Annotated in this window: 13 protein-coding genes; 7 read left to right on the forward strand and 6 right to left on the reverse strand. The window is 53.3% G+C overall.

The genetic code is table 11. From position 1 onward, the window contains the following. Positions 1-4: 4 nt before the first annotated feature. Positions 5-2,239, reverse strand: coding sequence for a carbohydrate binding family 9 domain-containing protein (locus tag IPJ96_09910; GenBank protein MBK7910664.1), 2,235 nt, complete (start codon positions 2,237-2,239; stop codon positions 5-7). Between the two features lie 75 nt (positions 2,240-2,314). Between IPJ96_09910 and IPJ96_09915 the strand changes: the two genes are divergently transcribed. From IPJ96_09915 to rplT, 6 genes are all read left to right on the forward strand, one after another. Continuing rightward, positions 2,315-3,946, forward strand: coding sequence for an acyl-CoA carboxylase subunit beta (locus IPJ96_09915; GenBank protein MBK7910665.1), 1,632 nt, complete (start codon positions 2,315-2,317; stop codon positions 3,944-3,946). A gap of 95 nt (positions 3,947-4,041) precedes the next feature. Then, a complete protein-coding gene (locus tag IPJ96_09920) occupies positions 4,042-4,428 on the forward strand; it encodes a nucleoside triphosphate pyrophosphohydrolase family protein (GenBank protein ID MBK7910666.1) in 387 nt (128 codons plus the stop codon). A 155-nt stretch (positions 4,429-4,583) separates the two neighbouring features. Further along, positions 4,584-6,521 carry a threonine--tRNA ligase gene (gene thrS / locus IPJ96_09925; protein MBK7910667.1) on the forward strand — a complete coding sequence of 646 codons (1,938 nt, stop codon included), beginning with the start codon at positions 4,584-4,586 and terminating at the stop codon, positions 6,519-6,521. A 37-nt stretch (positions 6,522-6,558) separates the two neighbouring features. Further along, positions 6,559-7,155 (forward strand): translation initiation factor IF-3, encoded by a 597-nt coding sequence (locus IPJ96_09930; GenBank protein ID MBK7910668.1) that lies wholly within the window; start codon positions 6,559-6,561, stop codon positions 7,153-7,155. Positions 7,156-7,211: 56 nt separating this feature from the next. After that, positions 7,212-7,409 (forward strand): 50S ribosomal protein L35, encoded by a 198-nt coding sequence (gene rpmI / locus IPJ96_09935; protein MBK7910669.1) that lies wholly within the window; start codon positions 7,212-7,214, stop codon positions 7,407-7,409. A gap of 86 nt (positions 7,410-7,495) precedes the next feature. Next, positions 7,496-7,840, forward strand: a complete 345-nt coding sequence (rplT, locus tag IPJ96_09940; protein ID MBK7910670.1) for a 50S ribosomal protein L20 — start codon at positions 7,496-7,498, stop codon at positions 7,838-7,840. A gap of 233 nt (positions 7,841-8,073) precedes the next feature. Here the strand turns inward: rplT and IPJ96_09945 are convergent, their stop codons facing one another. Continuing rightward, positions 8,074-9,126 carry a tetratricopeptide repeat protein gene (locus IPJ96_09945; GenBank protein ID MBK7910671.1) on the reverse strand — a complete coding sequence of 351 codons (1,053 nt, stop codon included), beginning with the start codon at positions 9,124-9,126 and terminating at the stop codon, positions 8,074-8,076. 223 nt (positions 9,127-9,349) lie between these two features. Next, on the reverse strand, positions 9,350-10,381 hold the full coding sequence (gene recA, locus IPJ96_09950; protein ID MBK7910672.1) for a recombinase RecA: 1,032 nt from the start codon (positions 10,379-10,381) through the stop codon (positions 9,350-9,352). A 369-nt stretch (positions 10,382-10,750) separates the two neighbouring features. Between recA and IPJ96_09955 the strand changes: the two genes are divergently transcribed. Further along, positions 10,751-11,626 (forward strand): lipid A biosynthesis acyltransferase, encoded by an 876-nt coding sequence (locus tag IPJ96_09955; GenBank protein MBK7910673.1) that lies wholly within the window; start codon positions 10,751-10,753, stop codon positions 11,624-11,626. A gap of 183 nt (positions 11,627-11,809) precedes the next feature. Here IPJ96_09955 and IPJ96_09960 read toward each other — a convergent pair whose 3' ends face one another. The 3 genes from IPJ96_09960 to IPJ96_09970 all read right to left on the reverse strand — a co-directional run bounded on the left by IPJ96_09960 (position 11,810) and on the right by IPJ96_09970 (position 15,191). Further along, positions 11,810-12,847 (reverse strand): GNAT family N-acetyltransferase, encoded by a 1,038-nt coding sequence (locus IPJ96_09960; protein ID MBK7910674.1) that lies wholly within the window; start codon positions 12,845-12,847, stop codon positions 11,810-11,812. Positions 12,848-12,969: 122 nt separating this feature from the next. Then, complete coding sequence (locus IPJ96_09965; GenBank protein MBK7910675.1) at positions 12,970-14,850, reverse strand: PspC domain-containing protein; 1,881 nt, start codon at positions 14,848-14,850, stop codon at positions 12,970-12,972. After that, positions 14,847-15,191, reverse strand: coding sequence for a PadR family transcriptional regulator (locus tag IPJ96_09970; protein ID MBK7910676.1), 345 nt, complete (start codon positions 15,189-15,191; stop codon positions 14,847-14,849). The genes IPJ96_09965 and IPJ96_09970 overlap by 4 nt, the downstream gene beginning before the upstream one ends. Positions 15,192-15,230 lie beyond the last annotated feature (39 nt).

The following is a 15,230-nucleotide window of genomic DNA, read 5'->3' on the forward strand; positions in this document are numbered from 1 at the left end:
GTCGTCAGATAGCCAACCAGTAATTCAACTTGAATACCACACCCCGGTTCCTGATCGCGAATTTACCGGCTGTATCACCGGCTCCGGGCTCCGGCGCAAAGTAGTTATCGGTATAGACGATGTAAAAGTCGCTCATCGGCTTGAACCGCCATTGCAAACGCGCGTTGATGTTCAGGTTATCGATCTGCCGGTTATACTGGATGAAGGTGGTGAAGAAAACACTCTTGGTAAACGCGAATTCGAATTTAGGTCCGAGCAGATCCAGATAGGCGCTCGCATAAGGCGAAGGCAATTCGATCTCGTTACGCTCATACGCCATCGAGAGAATGGCGATCGGTTGAATCCGCCATACGCCCTCCAAGGTGTAGGTCCGTTTGCGTCCGTTGAAATACCTTCCTCCGGTGGCACCCACTTTATAATTGAAAGGCTTTCTAAAATCCGAAGCGAACGCCACGTTCACGTCCCGATACTCATAAGAAGTAGCCGCCGGCAATCGTTCTGCATTCGTTCCGGTCGGGTCAAATGCGCGCCGAAGGAATGTATACCAAGCATTGAGGTTCACGCTCAGCACAGCCGTATTCGGCCAGCGCAGGTAATAGGACATCCGGTACTGGTAATCCAGCGGTCTGCCGATGTAGAATTCACTCGCCTTTCCACCAGGGAAGCCGCCGTTCCAATATTGACTCTGATAAATCTCCGGCCCGTGGCTTAATAAAGCGCTCTTTTCGGGGAACCAGGTATAAGCCGCCCTGTTTTCGAAACGGAAGTATCCTTTATCATACCCCAGGAATCCTACCACCGGATTGAAGTTCTCTCCTACATACTCGTGGTTGTATTCCAGGTTCACATTCTTTGTCCGGTAAAGAAAGAAAACGGCTGTTGCGGCTTTGTCCTTACCCGATAACGTATCGAACGTTCGGTGATAGAATACTTTTCCGGTTGCCAGGTTGTTCTTCGAGTTATAAACGAAGTCCACTCCGGCCAGTCGGTTGTAATCTCCCGAATGCTCGCTTACCTTGTCAAAAGTCTGACGATTGACCAGAATGGCTCCCAGTGCTGACTTCTTAAGAACGGTACGCTGGAGCGCACCCACGGCAAAGTTGTATGCAGGTTGATCGAACTCGGCAGATGCTTTCGTTTGCATATCCATCAACCCGATCCGCCAGTTCTGATCCAGTTTTCCACTCAGGCGGGCACCACCTGCAATGGGGATCGTATTGCCATTGTACAAGCCGATGTTACGCGAAAAGAACGGCCGGATCTTGCTGAATCCGAACGTGGCGAACAAATCGCTGTTCTCGATGAAAAAGTTCCGGCGCTCTGGGAAAAACAAGCTGAACCGGCTCAGGTTCGTTTGTTGCCGGTCCACTTCGACCTGGGAAAAATCCGGGTTAAACGTCAGGTCAAGATTCAGGGAAGATGTCACCGCTACTTTGGCATCCACGCCCCCATTCGGCTTGGTCGTCTCATCGTCGCGTGTAAAGTCGATCGTATGGCTGAGTATCCCGTACGGGATCAGGGCCGCATTCAAGCCGGGCTTCTTGGGCGGCTGGTCCCAGACCAGTAAGCCGGTATGCAGCAGGGAGGCGATGTTGTAAACACGGGGTACCGGCGACCAGGCGGAACCTTCGTTCCGCTTCAGATTGTTCCGAGAAAAATTCACCCGCCACTGCTTCACTCCGTCGTTGTAGCGAAGACTCTTAAAGGGAATAGCGATCTCCGCTTTCCAGGCTCCGGCCTCCCGTTTCGTTTCTACGAACCAACGGTTATCCCAATCGGTACTGACGCCGAAGAATCCACTGTTCGCTAGTAAACCTTCCCGTTGTACGCCGAACGGATTACAGGTAAACGCAAAACCGTTGGTCTTATCGTTGAATGGATCAAAGTAAACGCCAATACCGTCACTGACCGGATACGAATAGTCCCGCTTCAACGACTGGATGATATAGGGCTTTCCCGGAAGATCGTCATAGCAAATGGCGGATACATAGATAAAGTCATCGTCGTAGGTCATCCGGAACTCCGTCCGGGAAACAGCCGGTGAAGTATCCACGGGCACACTCTGCCAGAAATCCCCTGCGATCTCGCATACTGACCAGACCGCCTCGTCGGGCTCCCCGTCGAGAACAATTTTCCCCGTACAGCGTTGGATGTGATACACCTTTCGCTCCGGCTCTTGTCCTGTGAGCGAAAAGCAGGTGGAGATCACCAGTAGAAATGTCAACAACTGTGCGTGCATCGTGGATAAACAGCCCGACAAAGGAACAAAGTTTGGGGGCTTTTTCGGCTATCTTTGGCCAGCTTTCTTGAGCGTATGACGAACCTGGAATTCAACAAGAACGAAGATCAATACCGCCAACTGATGGATCAGTTGCGGAACAAGCTTTCGAAAATCTCGGAAGGCGGCGGGAAGAAGAATGCCGACAAACAACGAGAGCAGGGAAAACTGCTGGCGCGGGAACGCATCCAGTACCTGATTGACAAGGGAAGTCATTTCATCGAGATCGGCGCCCTGGCAGCCGATGGCATGTACGAAGAATATGGCGGCTGTCCTGCAGCTGGCGTGGTGATCGGCATCGGTTACGTTTCCGGAAAACAATGCGTGATCGTAGCGAACGATGCGACGGTCAAAGCCGGAGCCTGGTTCCCGATGACGGGCAAGAAAAATCTCCGCGCGCAGGAGATCGCCATGGAGAACAAGCTCCCGATCATCTACCTGGTTGACAGCGCGGGCGTCTTTCTGCCGATGCAGGATGAGATCTTTCCTGACAAGGAGCACTTCGGTCGCATCTTCCGCAATAACGCCATCCTCTCTTCCATGGGCGTCATTCAGGTGGCGGCGATCATGGGAAGTTGTGTCGCCGGAGGAGCCTATCTCCCGATCATGAGCGACGAAGCCTTGATCGTCGATAAGACCGGATCGATCTTCCTTGCCGGCTCTTACCTGGTGAAAGCCGCCATCGGCGAAGACATCGACAACGAGACGCTGGGAGGTGCAACGACCCAGTGTGAGGTCTCGGGGGTAACGGATAACAAGTTCCCGGACGACAAAGCTGCCCTGGATTATATCAAAGGCATTTTCCAGAAGCTCGGTACGTTCGAGAAAGCAGGCTTCGACCGAATCAAGCCTGTCGCGCCGGTGAAGGACCCCAAGGAACTCTACGGACTTGTACCCACCGATCAGACGAAGCAATACGATATGCACGAGGTCATCGCCCGGCTGGTCGATAACTCGGAGTTTCAGGAGTACAAGGAGAAGTACGGTCAAAGCCTGCTCTGCGGTCTTGCACGGATCGACGGCTGGTCGGTAGGCATCATTGCCAACCAACGCAAAGTCGTCAAGACCAAGAAAGGCGAAATGCAATTCGGTGGCGTCATCTTCTCGGATTCCGCTGACAAGGCCGCGCGTTTCATCATGAACTGCAATCAGCGCAGGATTCCGCTGGTGTTCCTGCAAGACGTAACCGGCTTCATGGTCGGCTCCCGCAGTGAACAAGGCGGCATCATCAAAGACGGCGCGAAACTGGTCAATGCCATGAGTAATTCCGTCGTACCCAAGTTCACCGTGATCCTGGGCAACAGCTTCGGTGCCGGTAACTACGCCATGTGCGGCAAGGCCTACGACCCGCGGCTGATCGTCGCCTGGCCGACCGCTCAGATCGCCGTCATGGGCGGCGCTCAGGCCGCCAAGACGCTCTTGCAGATCCAGGTCTCCGCTATGAAGGCCAAAGGGCAGGTGTTGGCGAAGGAGCAGGAAGAAGAACTGCTGAAAAAGATCACCGACCGCTACAATCAACAGATGTCGCCCTACTACGCCGCCTCCCGCCTTTGGGTGGACGCCATCATCGATCCGCTGGAAACAAGGCGCTGGATCTCCATGGGCATCGAAGCCGCCAACCACGCGCCGATCACGAAGGCGTACAATGTCGGGGTGATTCAGACGTGAAGGGGGGAATTGGTGATTTGTTATTGGAAATTTGTGATTAGTGATTGAAACTGGAAACTCGAAACCCGAAACCCGAAACCAATATCCACTCTCCCATGCACCATCAACTCAACCAGGTTCGCGAATTTCATGAGACGTTTCGGCTGGATTTCCGGCAGGAACCCACTGCTGAATTGTCGGAGCGTATCTACACCTTACGGCATCGGTTGATGCAGGAGGAGAATGATGAGTACCTGGAAGCCTGCGAAAAGGGCGACCTCACGCAGATCGCCGATGCTTTGGGCGACAAGCTCTACATCCTCTGCGGCACGATCCTGGCGCACGGTCTGCAGGACAAGATCGTCGAAGTGTTCGAAGAGATCCACCGAAGCAACATGAGCAAGCTGGACGACAACGGGCAACCGATCTATCGGGAAGACGGAAAGATCATGAAGAGTAACAACTACTTTCTGCCCGACATCGCCACCATCCTGGAGCGCTGATTGTCAAATCGTTACCAAAATTCCTGCTTTCCGGCACTGCTCTGGTTTTCAATTCCGGCAACGTTACTAACTGTTGTACGGACAACTTTCCTGCTGGCGCTTTCCTGCGTATCTTTAAAGCCTTGATTCCGTAGAGGGATCACTTCCTGAAAAGCATGATCAAGATTACGTTTCCCGACCAAAAGGTACGCGAGTACCCGGAGGGCACCACTGCCATGGAGATCGCCAAGAGCATCTCCGAAGGCCTCGCCCGGAATGTCCTGGCGGCAAAGATCAACGGTGAAGTCTGGGACGCAACGCGCCCCATCAACGCCGATGCGCAACTGCAGTTACTGACCTGGGATGATACAGCGGGCAAGTCGACGATGTGGCATTCCTCCGCTCACTTGATGGCCGAGGCGTTGGAAGCCTTCTATCCGGGTATCAAGTTCGGTATCGGTCCTCCGATCGATCACGGTTTTTACTACGATGTCGCTCTGGGCGATCCTACGATCTCCAGTGAAGACTTCCCGAAGATCGAAGCGAAAATGCTTGAACTCGCCAAACAGGCGAACAAGTACGTACGAAAAGAAGTCGGAAAGCAGGAAGCGATTGCCTACTTCACTGAAAAGGGTGATCAGTATAAACTTGACCTCTTGCAGGAACTGGAAGACGGCAAGATCACGTTTTACGAGCAAGGCAATTTCACTGACCTGTGCCGTGGCCCGCATATCCCCGACACCGGTTCGATCAAGGCCGTTAAACTGATGAACATCGCCGGAGCCTACTGGCGCGGCGATGAGAAGAACAAGCAGCTCACCCGCATCTACGGCATCACCTTCCCGAAGAAGAGCCAACTCGACGAGTACCTGGCCATGCTCGAGGAGGCAAAGAAGCGCGATCACCGGAAGATCGGCAAGGAGATGAACATCTTCACCTTTGACGAGGATGTCGGTCCCGGATTACCGCTCTGGTTGCCGAACGGCGCGGTCATGATTGAAGAGTTGGAACGGCTGGCCAAAAGGAGCGAGCACTCAGCCGGCTATCAGCGCGTGCGGACTCCGCACATCGCCAAAGAATCCATGTACCTCACCAGCGGTCACCTGCCTTATTACCAGGACAGCATGTTCCCTCCGATGGACATGGACGGAGAGAAGTACTACCTGAAGGCGATGAATTGTCCGCATCACCACAAGATCTTCAAGGAACTCAATCCCTCCTACCGGGACCTGCCGATCCGCCTTGCGGAATACGGCACCTGTTACCGGTATGAGCAGTCCGGCGAATTGTTCGGTTTGATGCGGGTACGCTCGCTTCAGATGAATGACGCGCACATCTATTGCACCCGGGAGCAGTTCGCTGACGAATTCAAAGCGGTGAACGAAATGTACCTGAAGTATTTCCGGATTTTCGGCATAGAGAAATACGTGATGCGCTTCTCTACGCACGAACCGAAAAAACTGGGTGTGAAGTACGTCGACAATCCGGAACTCTGGCTGCAGACCGAGGATATGGTCCGCCAGGTATTGATCGACAGCAAGATTCCCTATGTGGAAGTACCGGATGAGGGCGCTTTTTACGGACCGAAGATCGATGTGCAGGTTTGGAGCGCGATTGGCCGTGAATTCACCCTGGCAACGAACCAGGTCGACTTCGCCGTACCGGCCCGATTCGGCCTGACCTATCGGAATTCCAACAACGAATTCGAGACCCCGATCTGTATCCACCGGGCGCCGCTGGGGACCCATGAACGCTTCATCGGCTTCCTGATCGAGCATTTTGCCGGAAATTTCCCTATTTGGCTGGCTCCCAAGCAGGTAGCCGTCCTCCCGATCTCCGATAAGTACCTCGATTACGCGAAAAAAGTTTTACAATTCCTCCGAAATGCCGATATTCGCGGCCTCCTCGACGACCGGGATGAAAAAATCGGTAAAAAGATCCGCGACTCGGAACTGAAGAAGGTTCCGTATATGCTGATTGTTGGGGAAAAAGAAGCTGCCGAAAACAAGGTTTCCGTCCGGAAACACGGTGAAGGTGATACTGGCAGCGTCAACATTGCTGATTTCATTCAATCCGTTCAGGATGAAATCAATAAATGCCTTGAATTGAATTAAAATAGAATACGAATACGAACTAAAAAAGGAGGCTGGTATCGCAACTTCAAGTTTCAACAGGCCGTCAGGTGGCGGCGGGGGAAGGCCCTTCTTTCGCGGACGTGGTCCGATAAAGCGGGAGCCTGAGCACAAGATCAACAGTTTCATCCGTGCTCCGAAAGTCCGTCTGGTAGGTGACAATGTCACCCCCGACATCTATTCCCTCGAGGATGCCTTGAAGATCGCGCAGGAAATTGGTTTGGATCTGGTAGAAGTTGTACCTACCGCCGATCCTCCTGTCTGCCGAATCGTCGAATACCAGAAATTCCTTTACGAGAAGAAAAAGAAAGACAAGGAACTTAAGTCCAAACAGGGCAAGCAGGTCGTCAAAGAGATTCGCTTTGGTCCCCAGACGGATGATCACGACTTCAACTTCAAGGTGAAGCACGCGATCAAGTTCCTCGAAGAAGGCAATAAGGTGAAAGCGTACGTCCACTTCCGCGGCCGTGCCATCGCTTACAAAGAACAGGGAGAACTCATCCTGCTCAAGTTCGCCCAGGCGTTGGAGGAGTACGGAAAAGTGGAACTGATGCCGAAACTGGAAGGCAACCGGATGTTCCTCCACCTCGCCCCTGCCCTCAAGAAGAAGAAATAAGCGGTTCGAACTGCACCAACAAAGCATTACCCTATAAACCCAATAAACAACTTCCCATGCCGAAAGTAAAAACGAACTCGAGCGCCAAGAAGCGTTTCAAGATCACCGGTACGGGTAAGATCAAGCGCAAGCATGCCTACAAGAGTCACATCCTGACCAAGAAGGAGACCAAGCGGAAGCGGAACCTCACCCACGCCGCCCTCGTCTCCCCGTCGGATGAGAATCGCGTATTGAGCATGCTTGGCATGCGTTGATCCTGCCACAACCGTAAAAACAACAACCAGACAAAGAGCCCCAAAGTGCCGTTTGAGCGGCCGCTCCAGTCAAAAACCGAAAATCAATGCAACGTTCAGTTAACCACGTTGCCTCGAGCAACCGCAGAAAGAAAATCCTCAAACTCGCCAAACGTTATTTCGGATCGAGAGGAAATGTTTGGACCGTCGCCCGTAACACCATCGAGAAGGGCCTCGGCTACGCTTACCGTGACCGCCGCGCCAAGAAGCGCGACTTCCGCGCCCTTTGGATCCAGCGTATCAACGCCGGCGCCCGCGAACACGGAATGAGCTATTCCGAACTCATGGGAAAAATCCACGCCAAAGGACTTGAGATCAACCGCAAGTCCCTCGCCGATCTCGCCATGAATCACCCGGCAGCCTTCAAGGCTGTTGTGGATTCGGTGAAGTAAGATCGCTTTGCCTGAAAAACGAAAAGGCTCCGGAAACGGGGCCTTTTTTGTTGGGAGGCATTTGAAGGGACGAGGGACGTGGGACGAGGGGCGAGGGACGAGGATAAGTAAAACAAAAAACATCCCTTAAACGCTCCCAACCAATCACGAATTACTAATTACTAATTACTAGTTTCTAGTTTCTAGTTTCTAGTTTCTAGTTTCTAGTTACCAATTACCAATCCCTCCCGCCACTACTCTCCCCTTCCAGCCACCCGCTTTATCCCATCCTTAGCCAACGCAAACGACGGATAAATGGTGGTGGCTTTTCGGTAGTCGGTCAGTGCTGCGGTTCTGTTGCCCATGCGCTCCTCCGCCAAGCCGCGGTGGTAATAGGCTTCCGCGTATTCCGGGTTATAGCGGATCGCATCGGTGAAATGCCGGATGGCGGCCGGATAGTCTTCCTTGTAACGCAGCGCGATGTATCCGAGGTTGTGATGGGCATCCGGATCTTTGGGATCGCTTGCCAGGAGCGTCGCGTAATCGGCCTCGGCTTCTTTCAGTTGTCCGATCTCCTGATAGTACAAACCACGGTTGTACAGGATCTCACCGCTGCCCGGACGTATACGTAAAGCATTGTTATAATACTGCAACGCCAGGGGATCCTTTTTTGCCGCGAAGATGCGGCCCAGTTCGCGTTGGGTGTCATAGTTCTCGGGATCCAGTTCGAGCACGGTCTGGAAACTGCTGATCGCTTTGGCCGTATCGCCCGACTCCTTGTAGACGAATCCTTTGATCGAATACGCGCGCGCCAGCCGGTCGTTCAATCGAAGCGCGTTGTTCGCCGATTCAATTGCCTTGGGATAAGCCTTCAGGTAGAAATACAACTCGGCCAGGCGCAAGTGCGCTTCGGTATTCTTCGGGTCGATCCTCAGGCAGCGTTCGAATGCTTCAATGGAACGCGGCACCTGTAATGCACGGAATGCGATATCAGCCAGCGCCAGGAAATAGTCCGCCTTGCCCGAATCCAAGGTCACTACCCGCTCCATTTCCTGGTAAGCGCCCGGAATATTGCCCCTGATCTTCATCAACTGAGCGCGCTCAAACAGGAGTCCGGGATTCAACGAATCACGTAACAACTGTTCGTTCAACTCCCGAAACCGTCGATCGATGGCTGACTGGCTCGTATCCTGAGTCGAAAGGGTATCGGTCTGACCGCTTCCCGAATCCTGCCGGCAACCAGCAGGTGTCATGAGGAACGCGATAACCAACGCGGTCAGGAGATGACTTACAATCCTGTTTAACATAAAAAAATACCGCCGGGACAATCAACCCGGCGGTATAAAAGTAAGGAAATTGGGAAAGGAAGAATCGAAGAAGCGATACGCTCAAAAATCCTTCCCCAAATCACTAATCACTAATCACTAATCACTAATTACTAGTTACTAGTTACTAGTTACAAGTTACAAGTTACAAGTTATTTGTGATTAGTGATTGAGGATTTGCGCATCGGAATCTTTTCCTGCCTGCTTACTCCACCTCCACCGGCATTTCGGTGCTGCTGATGGCTGCGCGGATTTTGCCTTCGAGTTCCTCGGCGAGTTCCGGGTTGTCGAGGAGCAACTGTTTCACGGCATCGCGGCCCTGGGCAAGTTTGGTCTCGCCGTAACTGAACCAGGATCCGGACTTGCGAATGACACCCTTGTCGACGCCGAGATCCACGATCTCGCCCATCTTTGAAATTCCTTCCCCGTACACGATGTCGAACTCAGCCGTACGGAAAGGAGGCGCCAGTTTGTTCTTCACGATCTTCACACGGGTGCGGTTACCGACAACCGTTTCTCCGTCCTTGATCTGGCCGATGCGGCGGATGTCGAGACGTACAGAAGCGTAGAATTTGAGCGCGTTACCGCCGGTGGTCGTCTCGGGATTGCCGAACATGACGCCGATCTTTTCGCGCAGCTGGTTGATGAAGATGCAGCAGCAACCGGTACGGGAGATAGTAGCTGTGAGTTTACGGAGCGCCTGCGACATGAGGCGGGCCTGCAGGCCCATCTTGCTCTCTCCCATTTCGCCTTCGATCTCGCTCTTCGGCGTCAGGGCCGCCACGGAGTCGATGACCAGGATATCAATCGCGCCGGAGCGGATCAGGTTGTCCGCGATCTCGAGCGCCTGTTCGCCGTTATCCGGCTGAGAGATGAGCAGGTCTTCCAGGTTGACGCCAAGTTTCTGGGCATAGAAGCGATCAAACGCGTGTTCCGCGTCGATGAAGGCTGCAATCCCACCGTTTTTCTGGGCGTTGGCAATGGAATGAATCGCCAGGGTCGTTTTACCGGAGGACTCCGGTCCGTAGATCTCTACGATCCGGCCCTTGGGCAGACCGCCGATTCCGAGGGCGCCGTCCAGCGTGATCGAACCGGTAGAGATCGCCTCCACCTGTTCCACCGCTTCGTCGCCCAACTTCATGATGGTGCCCTTGCCATACGTCTTTTCGATCTTGTCGATCGTTAGTTGCAAGGCTTTCAATTTCTCTTTTGCCGATTCTTTTGCTTCAGATGCCATGGTGTATAGAGTTTAGGTTTGTTACTAGGCCGGAGATCAGGCTATCGCTCAATCAACGGTACAAATATACAGTGTTTGTATCACAATCAAAACGATTGACTGTAAAACAATCAAACGACTTATTAACAAAGTTCCACAAAGAATCCTTGAAAAATGCGATTGTTGAAAGATTTCAGCATATATGAGGGGAAATGAGGGCTGAGAATGGGTGATTCGTGATTGGTGATTCGTGCTTGGCGACCAAGAATAAGATGTGGGTTACCATACCGCCACATCCGCTTACTGCCTACTGCCTACCGCCTTCTGCCCTCTGCCTTCTGTCCTCCGCCCATCGCCTCTCTTTCCCCGAACTGCCGTACCTTTACCACGGTGCGATTGCTTTCGGCTCTTCTTTACTACCTGGTCCTGCTGCCGGTCTCCCTCTTGCCTTTCCCGTTGTTGTATGGCTTGTCGGATGGCCTGTTCATTTTGCTCTGGTACTTGCTTCCCTACCGGAAGAAGATCGTATTGCAAAACCTCCGGAATTCCTTTCCTGAAAAATCGGAGCGGGAGATCCGCGCTATCGCACGCGACTTTTACGCTCACCTATGCGACCTGATCGTTGAAAGCCTTAAAACGTTTACCGCTTCCCCGGCAACCATTCGAAAGAGGGTGAACCTGGTGAATCCCGAATTACTCGAACACTATTACAAGCTTAACAAGAGCCTGATCCTGGTCACCGGGCATCACGCTAATTGGGAATGGCCGGCGATTACCCTGCCGTTTCACAGTTCGCATACCGCCACCGGCATCTACAAGCAACTCAGTAATCCCTACTTTGATTTACGCCTTCGCCGCACCCGCGCGAAATTCGGCTTGAAATTGATGTCGACCCGGGAAGTCGCCGAGTTCTTCGAAGCTCATCAGTCCGACTGCTGTACCTACGGCTTCATCAACGACCAGAGCCCATCCAAACCATCCAAGGGCTACTGGACCCGCTTCCTCAACCAGGACACCTGCGCTCTCCTGGGCGCGGAAAACTATGCGATGAAGTATGATTTCCCGGTTCTTTACGGCATGATCACCAAGACCGGGCGCGGAAAGTACCGGCTGGAATACAAACTAATATCGGAACACCCTGCGACTGAACCCCGCTTTGCCATCACCGAAGCCTGCGTCCGCATCAACGAATCCATCATTCGCAGCCAGCCGCAGTACTGGCTCTGGAGCCACCGGAGGTGGAAGCATAGGAAGGAAGACTGGTAGCTGGTAGCTGGTAACTGGTAACTAGAAATTAGTAATTAGTGATTGGTGATTGGTGATTGGTGATTGGCGTTACGGGAGCCAACACTTTTCACTAAGCCGGCCGGATATTCTGTTGACTATTTACTGTTTACTGTTCACTGTTCACTGTTCGCTATTCGCTATTCACTGCCAACCGCCAACCGTCTACTGCTCACCGCCTACTACCCTCCTCCACACCATCAACTTCTCCCCTTCGTGCTCGATCATATCCTGCTGTTCGAACAATAGTTTTTTTAGGAGACGAATGGACCGCTCATTTTCCGGTACCGTGATCGCATAGACCGTTTCATAACCGAATATCGATTTCACCAGTGGGATCCAGGCCATGGCGGCTTCGTAGGCGTAGCCTTTCCCTTCTGCTTCCGGCAAAAATGCGAATCCGAGGTCCGGGCCCGGCAGGTAGTCGCGCAGGATCAAGCCACACATACCGATCGGGGTACCGTCCTCTTTCTTACAAACCTTATAAAAACTCATACCCTGCTCCCGCTCCAGCCGCATCGGACTCCTTTGCAAATAGGCAATCGCACTGGCCTCATCGGTTACACCGCGATCCCCGATGTAGCGTTTCCAACCATCCGTATTCAATAATTGGAGGATGAATTGCGCGTCACCTTCCGTGAAGGGCATTTGGCGGAGCCTCGTCGTTTCCAACCGATCGGGTTGAACGAAAGGAACCAATCGTCGGCTGTAGATGACGTACGACTTTAGATTATCGTCTGCGGCAGCTTTGGATTCCGCGTCAAGGTCACGTTCGAATCCATGCCGTTCCAACAGTCGCCGGGCAGCGGAATTGTCCCGGTGGGTCCACGCCCCGACTTCTTTCAACTGTTCAACCTTGCGTGCAAAGTCCAACATCAACGAGAGCGCTTCGGACATGATTCCCTTCCCATGTTCCTCCGGAAAAAGTTCGAACCCGAACTCCGCCCTGGTTCTGTCTTCGTTATAATTCCAAAGGCAAATGGTACCCAACGGCTGATCGTCCTTCGCGCGCAGGATCTTATTGAAGTTCCAGCGTTCCAGCGCGTTCACTTCAATGATGCGCTGAAGCGTCTCCTGCATTTTCTCCAGGCTATCCGGCCGGGTATATTCGATGTAGCGATTGACCACAGGGTTGCTGCGCAACCGGTACATCCATTCCGCATCCGCGATCGCGATCGGTTCCAGTCTGATGCTCTGGTTCATAGGGACGGCAATATCCGAAGAATCGTGCTAGGCTGCGTTCGTCAGCGCTCAGCTTAGAAAAGAAAAAAGGGCTCCGGACCACTCCCCGGAACCCTTTTTACAGGTCCAAGACCATCGTATACTCAGACCACACTGATTCCCCGCGATTGGATCGAGGGATTTTCTTGCTTGTTACCATCGAGACTGATCCGAACACCGTTAGGGGAGATCCGGATGCTGTCGCCAGGCTTCGGTGGACGGGGCGGAGCCGGTGTTTGCATCTTCCGGCCGTTGATACGCACGCCGCTACTGTCGATAATGACCTTTTCGCCTTCCGGGCTGATGATGCGCACGCCATTCTCGTCGATCTTAACCTCCGCGCCATCTTCCCCGTCGATCCGGATCCTGCCCCGGAAGTCTTCGTCCTTGATCTTTCCACCTCCCACTACATCCTCGTCACCGGTACAATCCACGCAGGTCAAACCATCGGCGGTCATCAGCCAGGTACGGCCCAGCATGTCGCGGTCGAAGATGTTTTGAACGTTGTCGATATCGTAGATGAAATCTTCCAGTCCACGGTCGAGATAAATCTTCGCGCCAATCGGAATTCGGAGCACGAGTTGCACCTTCTGGAAGCGGAACGGTTCGGTTTCCGCCAGCTTATAGAATCCCTGGAAGCGGATGGAAGAATCCGTCTGGGTGAAGCCGTAGTCGATGTGCGATGCATTGTCGACCGCTTCTTTCCTGGAACCTCCCCGTGCAGAATAGATCCGGACAAGCTGGAAGGAGTCTGTCGGGCTTTTTACGATATCCAATCGAACATTGCGTGAGATGAGGTGACCTTCGCGGACCGAGATGTCCACGTCTTCTCTGTTCCCCCAGTCACGGCTGCGATCACCGTCGTAGTCTTTTTCGAGGTTGCGGTAGCTTTCCTGTTCAATCCGGATCACGCTCGATTTGGGCTGCGCGATGGAGATCTCTTCCCGGTAGCTGTCCTTGACACCATACGAGCGAATCACACGTCCGCCGATGAACAGGCAGATGATCACGCCAATGAGCCAGAGACCGAGCGCGGTAAAGCCCACGACCCGGTTCGCCTTCAGATTGAAGAGCATGCGGGCGCCGGCCCAGGCCAGCATGAGGAACGGAATGCCGATCGCCAGCACGGCACCAATGTATCCGAAGGCCAGGTATTTACCGGAGGGAAAGATGTGGTTGATGAATTCCGGGTAGTTGGCAACCGGCAGGCCTACGAGCGAAAAGAGCGATACGAATAATGCTCCACCCACGACGAGGCCGATGAAGATGAAGAATACGGCAATGATCTTTCCAACTAACAGGAAGAAGAACTTGAAGATCTCGCCGATCGCTTCGAAGAATCGGCTCACAACCGTTCCGGCTTTCTTACCGCCGTCTTTTCCCATTTCAGAGGCGCGGTTGCGGAGTTGTTCCATCTCCTCCTTGACATTCTTTTCAATGTTGGAGATGGTTACCGGCTCCCCCCGCATCTGGAGTTTTTCAGCAGTGGTCTTTGCTTCCGGTATGATGATCCACAAGAGGATATAGAGCAGGAAGCCCGAACCGAAGACGAAGAAGATGAACGCGAACGCGAGACGGACCCAGACGGTATCGATACTGAGATAGTTGGCAATGCCGGAGCATACGCCACCAAGCAATTTATCGTCCGGATCACGGAAGAGCCGGCGCTTGAGCGGAGCGGTCTCCACCGGCGGGGAGGTTTCCTTTGCCGCTTCTTCCCTGCCCTCACCAAAATCTTCCGGCTTACCCATCTGACGGGTCACTTCTTCCACGTCGGTCAGGGTGATGACTTGTTTCGAGTCACCGACCCGCTCCTGAAACATTTCCGCGATGCGGCTCTCGATGTCCTGCATGATCTCGTCGCGGCCATCGGCCGCGGAGAAATGTCCGCGAACCGCTTCGAGGTATTGTTTGAATCGTTCGTAGGCGTTTTCGTCGATGTGGAAGACGATGCCGCCGATGTTGACGGTTACGGTCTTATTCATGGCATTTCCGTTTTTTGAGTGGTGAGGTTAACTGCCTCTACGAGTTCGTTCCAGGTGGCGCGAAGTTCTTCGAGGAATTTTTCGCCGAGGGGAGTCAGCGAGTAGTATTTACGGGGCGGGCCGCTTTTACTTTCGACCCAGCGATATGTGAGGAGGCCTGCGTTCTTGAGTCGCGTCAGCAGCGGGTACAGGGTACCTTCCACGACGATCAGCCTGGATTCTTTCATCTTGGCAATGATGTCGGATGGGTAAACTTCGTGCTGCGACAGGATCGAGAGGATGCAGAACTCGAGGACCCCTTTTCGCATCTGCGCTTGGGTATTTTCCAGGTTGCTGCTCATGATCTTGCTGTTGGTTGATGATGACACGGGGACTTTCCC

This window comes from Bacteroidota bacterium, from assembly GCA_016713765.1.
In the GTDB taxonomy this organism is placed as follows: Bacteria; Bacteroidota; Bacteroidia; order AKYH767-A; family 2013-40CM-41-45; genus Pollutiaquabacter; species Pollutiaquabacter aromativorans.

Coding starts and splice junctions, on each gene's coding strand:
- IPJ96_09910 (MBK7910664.1), bottom strand. CDS start 2,239: ATGCACGCACAGTTGTTGACATTTCTACTGGTGATCTCCACCTGCTTT.
- IPJ96_09915 (MBK7910665.1), top strand. CDS start 2,315: ATGACGAACCTGGAATTCAACAAGAACGAAGATCAATACCGCCAACTG.
- IPJ96_09920 (MBK7910666.1), top strand. CDS start 4,042: ATGCACCATCAACTCAACCAGGTTCGCGAATTTCATGAGACGTTTCGG.
- thrS (MBK7910667.1), top strand. CDS start 4,584: ATGATCAAGATTACGTTTCCCGACCAAAAGGTACGCGAGTACCCGGAG.
- rpmI (MBK7910669.1), top strand. CDS start 7,212: ATGCCGAAAGTAAAAACGAACTCGAGCGCCAAGAAGCGTTTCAAGATC.
- rplT (MBK7910670.1), top strand. CDS start 7,496: ATGCAACGTTCAGTTAACCACGTTGCCTCGAGCAACCGCAGAAAGAAA.
- IPJ96_09945 (MBK7910671.1), bottom strand. CDS start 9,126: ATGTTAAACAGGATTGTAAGTCATCTCCTGACCGCGTTGGTTATCGCG.
- recA (MBK7910672.1), bottom strand. CDS start 10,381: ATGGCATCTGAAGCAAAAGAATCGGCAAAAGAGAAATTGAAAGCCTTG.
- IPJ96_09960 (MBK7910674.1), bottom strand. CDS start 12,847: ATGAACCAGAGCATCAGACTGGAACCGATCGCGATCGCGGATGCGGAA.
- IPJ96_09965 (MBK7910675.1), bottom strand. CDS start 14,850: ATGAATAAGACCGTAACCGTCAACATCGGCGGCATCGTCTTCCACATC.
- IPJ96_09970 (MBK7910676.1), bottom strand. CDS start 15,191: ATGAGCAGCAACCTGGAAAATACCCAAGCGCAGATGCGAAAAGGGGTC.